This is a genomic window from Kistimonas scapharcae (assembly GCF_039540975.1).
In the GTDB taxonomy this organism is placed as follows: Bacteria; Pseudomonadota; Gammaproteobacteria; order Pseudomonadales; family Endozoicomonadaceae; genus Kistimonas; species Kistimonas scapharcae.
In genome coordinates this window covers 1-7,084 of the sequence record NZ_BAABFL010000020.1, presented here as the reverse complement: position 1 = coordinate 7,084, position 7,084 = coordinate 1, and the positions used below count along the sequence as shown (strand labels likewise).

General features: G+C 53.8%; 5 protein-coding genes. All 5 read left to right on the top strand.

The genetic code is table 11. The annotated features are described in order from the left end of the window. Positions 1–702 (top strand): phage tail tube protein (locus ABD892_RS01800; protein WP_345193202.1); only part of this gene is annotated, 702 nt, incomplete at its 5' end. Positions 703–822: 120 nt separating this feature from the next. Next, positions 823–1,416: a hypothetical protein gene (locus ABD892_RS01795; RefSeq protein ID WP_345193199.1), complete on the top strand. Its 594-nt coding sequence runs from the start codon at positions 823–825 to the stop codon at positions 1,414–1,416. A gap of 107 nt (positions 1,417–1,523) precedes the next feature. Further along, on the top strand, positions 1,524–4,106 hold the full coding sequence (locus ABD892_RS01790) for a tape measure protein (protein WP_345193197.1): 2,583 nt from the start codon (positions 1,524–1,526) through the stop codon (positions 4,104–4,106). After that, complete coding sequence (locus ABD892_RS01785) at positions 4,106–4,489, top strand: hypothetical protein (RefSeq protein ID WP_345193196.1); 384 nt, start codon at positions 4,106–4,108, stop codon at positions 4,487–4,489. Before ABD892_RS01790 ends, ABD892_RS01785 begins: the two co-directional genes overlap by 1 nt. A gap of 2,008 nt (positions 4,490–6,497) precedes the next feature. Next, positions 6,498–7,084, top strand: a 587-nt coding sequence (locus ABD892_RS01780) for a hypothetical protein (RefSeq protein WP_345193195.1), incomplete at its 3' end; no start/stop codon positions are given.

Here is a 7,084-nt window from a genome sequence, read left to right as displayed (position 1 = left end):
AAGCGTCGCGGCGGCAGCACCGGACTGATACCTGTGGGTAACTGCTCGGCGCTGGAAATCTCCTTTGAAGAGGAGAAAAAGGAACAGAAGGACTACACCAGCCCCGGGGGCGGAAATACCAACGTGGTATCGCGTATCGACAATGTGACAGGCTCGCTGACCGTACTGGATATTACCGCTGACAATCTGGCCCTTGGTCTGCGCGGTGCAGTAACCACCGAAGCCGGTGGCAACACCGTCACCGATGAACTGATCGCCGCCACCGGCGCTGATGGTGAATTGCTGCCGTTTGCCTTTGTGCCGGATACCACCACTATCACCGTTACCGATGCAGTCAACAGCACGGCGCTGGCAGAAGGTGTGGATTACGACATCACCCCCAACGGCATCACGGTGATCGGCTCTGGCACTATCAGCAATAATGGTGTTCATGCCACCTACGACAAGGCCCCGCAGGAAATCCTGCAGGCGCTGGTGGAAGCTGGACAGGAGTTCACCCTGTTCTTCGACGGCCTCAACGAAGCACAATCCGGCAAAGCGGTGGCCATCACCCTGCACCGCATCAAGTTCTCGCCTGTGCAGAGCCTGCCATTCATAGGCGATGAGTTTGCAGAGGCATCCATGGAGTTTGAGGTGCTGTCAGATAACACCATCACCGGCGCAGGCATCAGCCGGTTTATGAAGGTGGTGCAGGCGGTTTGAGGCATGAAGCAAAGCGGTAATGACTGACAAGGGTGTCATCCAGATCAACAACACGGGAACCTGCTGTCTGTCTGTCTGTCTGTATGTCTGTCTCCATTAGAATATGGTATTCATGAAAACATGGTAGTGGCGATGAACTCAGCTAATTCAACAATTGTGGTTTCTGCACCTTCCGCTTGGGCACAACTCGATCATCATCAAATCCAAATTATAGAGGTTTGTCGACCATGGCTCGATTCAAGACAGGTATTAATCAGAGCGCCTAAACAATTAGACAGGGTTACACTCCCTTTTACAGAGGAGGAGCTAGATGGGGCTTTCATTACCGGCTATGACATAGGGTTTCTAGACGGCTTGAGGGCTCAGGTGCCTCAATCTTCCGGCACGACTTCAGTTGGATTGGGAATACAGGATTTAGCTGCTTCAATCCCTTTATCTGCAAGGTCAACAACACATTCATCCGTTGATCAGCCTCCCCACGCTGAAAATCCACCGCCTCTGGAAGCATTGCAAAGATTAGTTGGTAGCATTGGGGTTGATAAATCGGCTGATAAAGCAAAGAAACAAGATAATCCCATGCTTAGAAGTTTACTGGATGCTCCACAAACCCCTGTTCAAGTACCTGTTAGTTCATACAGTTGCGAACATTGCAGAGAAACGTTCCAAACACAAGAAGAGCGGCAGATACACATATTTTTCAAACACAATAAGTGAACAAACCACGATCAAGAATGTAGCAGCTTTCGCAATACTTTTACCCTGAGTCCATCTTTACCGTCTTTCAAAAACATAAACCAAGGCATAGTTCAGGAGCCAACGGAATGGCCAGAGTGACCCAAGGCGTAATGAACATCATCATTCGCGCCAAAGATCTCGCCAAAGGGACGCTGGCGAAGGTTACCCGCCAGCTGCGCGGTATGGGGGATGAAAGCCGTAACACCGAAAGTCAGTTTTCCCGCCTTGCGCGTTCTTTCCGAAATCTGCTGCTGGCCGGCACCGGTTTCTATGCTCTGAAAAGAGCCATGACAGGCGTACTGTCTACCGGTGATCAGTTTGAACGTACCGCTGTTCAACTTAAGGCCGTCATGGGCAGCGTAGAGGAAGGTGAAAAAGCCTTCGCTTGGATTCGTGAGTTTACCCAAAACACCCCGCTGCAATTACAGGACGTCACCAACGCCTTTGTTCTGTTGCGTAACTTCGGCTTTGATCCCACCGACGGCACTATGCAAAGCCTGGTGGATATGAACGCCAAGCTGGGTGGTTCACAGGAAAAACTGCAGCGCATCACCCTGCAACTGGGGCAGGCCTGGGGTAACCAGAAACTCCAGTATGAAGAGATCAAAACCCTGATCGAAAACGGTGTCCCGGTCTGGGATCTGCTATCGCAAGCCACCGGTAAAAACGTTACCGAACTTCGAGCCCTAAGCGCTCAGGGCAAGCTGGGGCGTGACGTTATCCGTGGGCTGATTGATGCAATGGGGCAAAGTTCCCGGGGTGCCGCCGCCGATGCCATGAGCCTGCTCTCCGGTTATGTCTCCAACCTGAAAGACCGCTGGTCTGAGTTTGCCAATCTCGTGGCAGAATCCGGGTGGCTGGATTACATCAAGGACAACCTGCGTCAGCTCAACCAGTCGCTCGAGACGCTCGACAAGAACGGCAAACTGAAGCAAATCGCCCAGTCTATTTCCGATACCTTTATCGGAATAGCTGAATCAGTGAAGGCTTTCTTTGCCGACCTGACGCTGGATGAGCTGGTCGCTAAAACCAAGTCTGGCTTGCAGGGCATTGTAGACGCCACCGGCCCAACGATTCAGGCATTCACACTGCTCGGCAACTCGGTCAAGTTGATCTTTAACAGCATTACCTCAGCGGTTAACGGACTACAGGAATCGCTGAATCTGCTCGGTGCCAAGGTCAGTGGTCTGGTGTCTGATATTGCCGGTGCTTTCGGCAACGAAGACCTGCAGAAAAAAGCGGAGCTGATGGCCGATGGGCTGGAGGATCGGTTTAATACACTGGCCGAATCCGTCCGGCAGGATGCCGGGGATATGAAAGATGCTCTCGCCGGATTTGCTGATGCCGTGACTGTGGACGTTCCGAAGGTTGCCCGGGCTGTGGATAACGTTAAAACCACGCTCACTCAGGCCAACGACGACATTCAACAATCCAATACCGAAACTGCCGCCAGCTCGTCCAAACTCTATGCCGATATTCAATCCGCCATGGATGCCATCGACGCCTCGGACACCAGCGCCGAACTGGCCGACATTGGTGTCGTCCTCGCCCGTTCTTACACTGAGCAGAAACTGTCGGCAGAGGATTACCAGAGTGCAGCAGAAAAGCTGAAACGGAAACTCAAGGAGCTGAAAGAAGCTGCCAAAGACACTGCCTCCGGTTTTCAGTCGATTAAAAGCGACGGTGGTGAGGCATATTCCGGTATCAGACAGAGCGCCGGTAACGCTCAGTCGATCACCGGTGTCATGGCTAACCATATCAACGGCATTACCCAAGAACTCCATGCCATGAGTCCGTCGGCAGAGAAAGCCTTTCAAGCCATCAATGCTGGTAACAGCAGTGACAGTATTCGCGACACGGGCAATGAAATAGAAAAACTCAAGGAGCAATTGGGCAAAGCCCGAAAGAAGGCAGAAGACCTCAGGCAGTCCATGGGACACCTGGAAGCCTCCGGTATCAGCGAGTGGTTCAAGAATACAGCTATCGCGGCAGAGGCCACCAAGGCTCAATTTCTTGAACAGAAAATCACCTTTGAAGAACTGATGCAGGCCTGGCAGAACGGCGAGCTCACCGCACAGGCTTTTACCCGGCAGGCGTCGACTATGGGTAGCAGCTTGAACCTGCTTAATGAGGCAGATTTATCCACACTCAACAACGCTCTGGCTCAAGCCAAAACGCAGATGGATGCCTTGAACAACAGCACCCGTAATACGCTGGAAAGCCTGCAAAGTGAACTCGACCGGTTGCGCGGTGATACTGAGGCGGTGGAAAAACGGAACTTTGAAAAACAGAACCGGGAACTGAAAACCCAGCTGGAAGAAGCCCGTGAAAAAGGTGATGCCGAGTCTATTAATAACCTGGAAAAGTCCCTGCGGCTGAACCGGCAGGTGTACAACGAAAAACGTCGTCAGATTAACGAGGAACAACGCCAGCAGAGTGCTCGAGATCGTGAGCGGGAAACACTGAAAACACCCGTAAACGAATCACAGGCCAAACTGACACCACCCACAGCACTACCGGCAACAAAAGCACCAGCCAATCAATCCGTAACACCGGATCGTACTATCCGGCTGGAGTACCCCGGCGGTGCTGTGGATATCGGCGTGATGGGTAACGATGAACAGAAGCTGCTCAAGGCGCTGGAAAGGGCCGGCATGAGAGCCATCTGATGCAACTGGATACCGTAACACTGCCCGATGACCTGTTGTGGGTAAACGAATATCAATGGCAACCGGTTGAACAGGATACCGAGCGCACCCTGACCGGTGCTTTGCTGGTGCAGGAGCAGGCAAAACGCTATGGGCGTGAAATTGAGTTATCCGGGGAACAGTCAGCCTGGGTCACTCGCGCCACGATCGAATCACTCAAAGCACTGGAAGCGGAAGCCGGAAAAGTCATGACGCTTACTCTTGCTGATGATCGCAGCTTTCAGGTGATCTTCGATCGTAGTAATGGTGCTGCTGTCGGGGCACAACAAGTGCTGCCCTATGCCTACCCCGATAACGATTACCTCTACTCGCTCACCATCAGGCTGCTGACTGTCGCACCCTGATCATTAACGGAGACCCATGGATGGCGATTCTTCCGGACGATGTGAAACTTTACGCTTCACAACGACTCACTGATGAAACAGACGGCGGTGGTCGTGCCACTGGCAATGAAGTGATTGATGGCGATATCAATAACCTGTTCCGTGATATCTCCCGTATTGATCGCACCCTTGGCGATGTCTCTTTGCGGAAGGTGTATGCCGGTGTCAGCACCGACAATACCGATCCTTACCTTGGCGCACACCTGATCATTACCGAGCCGCCGCAGGATGCCAAAGTCGATGTGCTGCTGTTCAATACGGACAGCCAGACCGATGAGCGTACCGAGGCCCGCAACCGGATTGAGTCCTATGTGGTACCGGCAGTGGATGCCTCCTGGGAGTTGTTGGGAGATCAGCTGGTTGGTCAGCGCAGTATCCAGGCCATACAACGGACTGAAGACCGCTTGCCGGAGATTGGCGAAGTCTATCGTCTGCTCGATGAGAATACCGGACAGGAGCAGTACATCCGCATCACGGATGTGTCGGCCAGCACTGAAACCTTCACTATCAGCCGTAATGACACCTATGTGGATTTTATCCGTCGTCGCTTAACGCTGGGTATCAGCTCACCGTTGGAGCAGACCTTTCCCGGCGGGACAGCCACCCCAACCGGTACGGAGCGAAGGGACAGCACCAAACTCACCCGCCTGCAAAGTACTCAGGTCGCGGATGCCGCTAAATACTATGGTGCCTCCCATCTTAACGAAACAGCCACCGCCAGCAGCACCAAAATCAAGGTTAACAGTATCTATGCTCACTTGGTTCCCAGCGCCACCAGTGAAACAGCGGTGATTGATGAGCCCGGTTACAGCGGCAGTCGCCAGATTCTGCCAACGCGCAATGGCACTTTGAATACGACGCTGGTGTTTGGGCATATTCAGGGTAACCAGTCCCGCTCCTATCTGGGAGCCGGCGTGGTGAGAGAAAGTCTGGTACTGGCCATCGACGGTGGTACGTATGAAGACAATGGTGCCGGTGAGTTCAACCATGTCTCAGGCTTCGATCCCTTTGAGCGCATCACCATCGACTATGAAACCGGGCAAATCGACGCCTATCGAACCAGCAGTTACTTTACCGGTAATGCCAGTGCAAACTGGCAACCGGGCACTGCAGCAACCGGCATCAGTGTCTCTGAAGTCGTTCAGATTGAACTACAGAACCGGGGCTTTACCTACACCTTTGCGTTTCCGGAAGAAAAGCCCCGTCCCGGCAGCTTTGTGCTGAGCTACATGGCGCTGGGGAAATGGTATGAGCTGCGCGATCCTGGTAATGGACTGCTGACCGGTAATGGCAGCGGCACCCTTGATTTCGCTACCGGCTCCGTAGCCGTAACCCTTGAGGCCATGCCAGATGTGGACACGGCATTGGTGGTCAGTTACTCCTTGCCGTTTCCCGATGAGCTAACCATCCATACGGGCTCAGCGGTTGCACAACAGCCGGAGGTTCGTCACACCACTGCACATCCAGGGATTAAACCGGGCAGCGTTACCGTGACTTATATCAGCGGTGGCCAAAGCAAAACGCTAACCGACAACGGCGCGGCGATTCTGACCGGTGATGGTTCCGGCAGCCTGATTTATGCGTCGGGAGAACTGGCGTTTGTACCGGATATTTTGCCTGATGCCGGTACTGCCATCACGGTCAGCTATGAGCAGGGCAACCAGATCACCAGCCCGGTTACGGTTGAGGTGGACGGAAGCGGCACTGCAACCGGCACTATTCCCGATGCGCCTCTGCTGCCGGGCAGTGTAAAACTGACGNATCCGATGACAGTTCCGGGGGCTGGAATGGCCGGGCTGGTTCCATCAACTATGCCACCGGCGAGTTCTCCATTGAGGCCGAACAGAACTACAGCTATCAAACCTACAAGATCAACGCCTATGATTTCGAGGTCGCTGGCAAGGTCTATACCCGACAGCGCATCGAGGGCGACACCACCACACTGACGGAAACTTACCAAGGCAATACTATGTCAGTGGTGGCCCAAGAGAACGCTCTGTCTCATCTGCCCGAAACCGAAAGTGTCACCGTGCCGGATTTGGTTATCCGTCTATTGCCCAATACGTCAGAACCTTTGGTGCCGGGCTCCGTGATGTTTGAATTTGGCGGGGCGTTCTATCAGGACCGGGATGGCACCATTATCCGGAATCTCTCCACCGCCACCAATGCGGGCACCATCGTCGGCAGCATTGATTACACCGGTGCACAGGTGACCCTCAGCCAATGGCCGGATGGTGCCAGTCCTGCAGTCAATCTGGTGGCCTCTGCCACAACGGCGGCGGGTTATCAGACCGACAGGGTCGCCTTTCGCACCCCCGGCGCACCGATCCGCAGCGCCAGTTTGCAAATCAGTGCCCTGCGTGCCGATACCGGTGCCACCATCAGTACCCAGGCGGACAACAACGGCTTGATCAGCAGTCCGGAGATGCTGGGTTATATCGATTACCAGAGCGGCTGGTGTCAGGTGGAATTTACCGATGGCGTCAATCCCATCCATGTCATCCCGCAGTCCATCCGTTTCAACAGTGTGGTGCTGACCAGTATTCCGTTGGATAG

Bases quoted from the DNA above. Each gene is read 5' to 3' on its own strand.
- ABD892_RS01795 (WP_345193199.1), top strand. From the start codon at position 823: ATGGTAGTGGCGATGAACTCAGCTAATTCAACAATTGTGGTTTCTGCA.
- ABD892_RS01790 (WP_345193197.1), top strand. From the start codon at position 1,524: ATGGCCAGAGTGACCCAAGGCGTAATGAACATCATCATTCGCGCCAAA.
- ABD892_RS01785 (WP_345193196.1), top strand. From the start codon at position 4,106: ATGCAACTGGATACCGTAACACTGCCCGATGACCTGTTGTGGGTAAAC.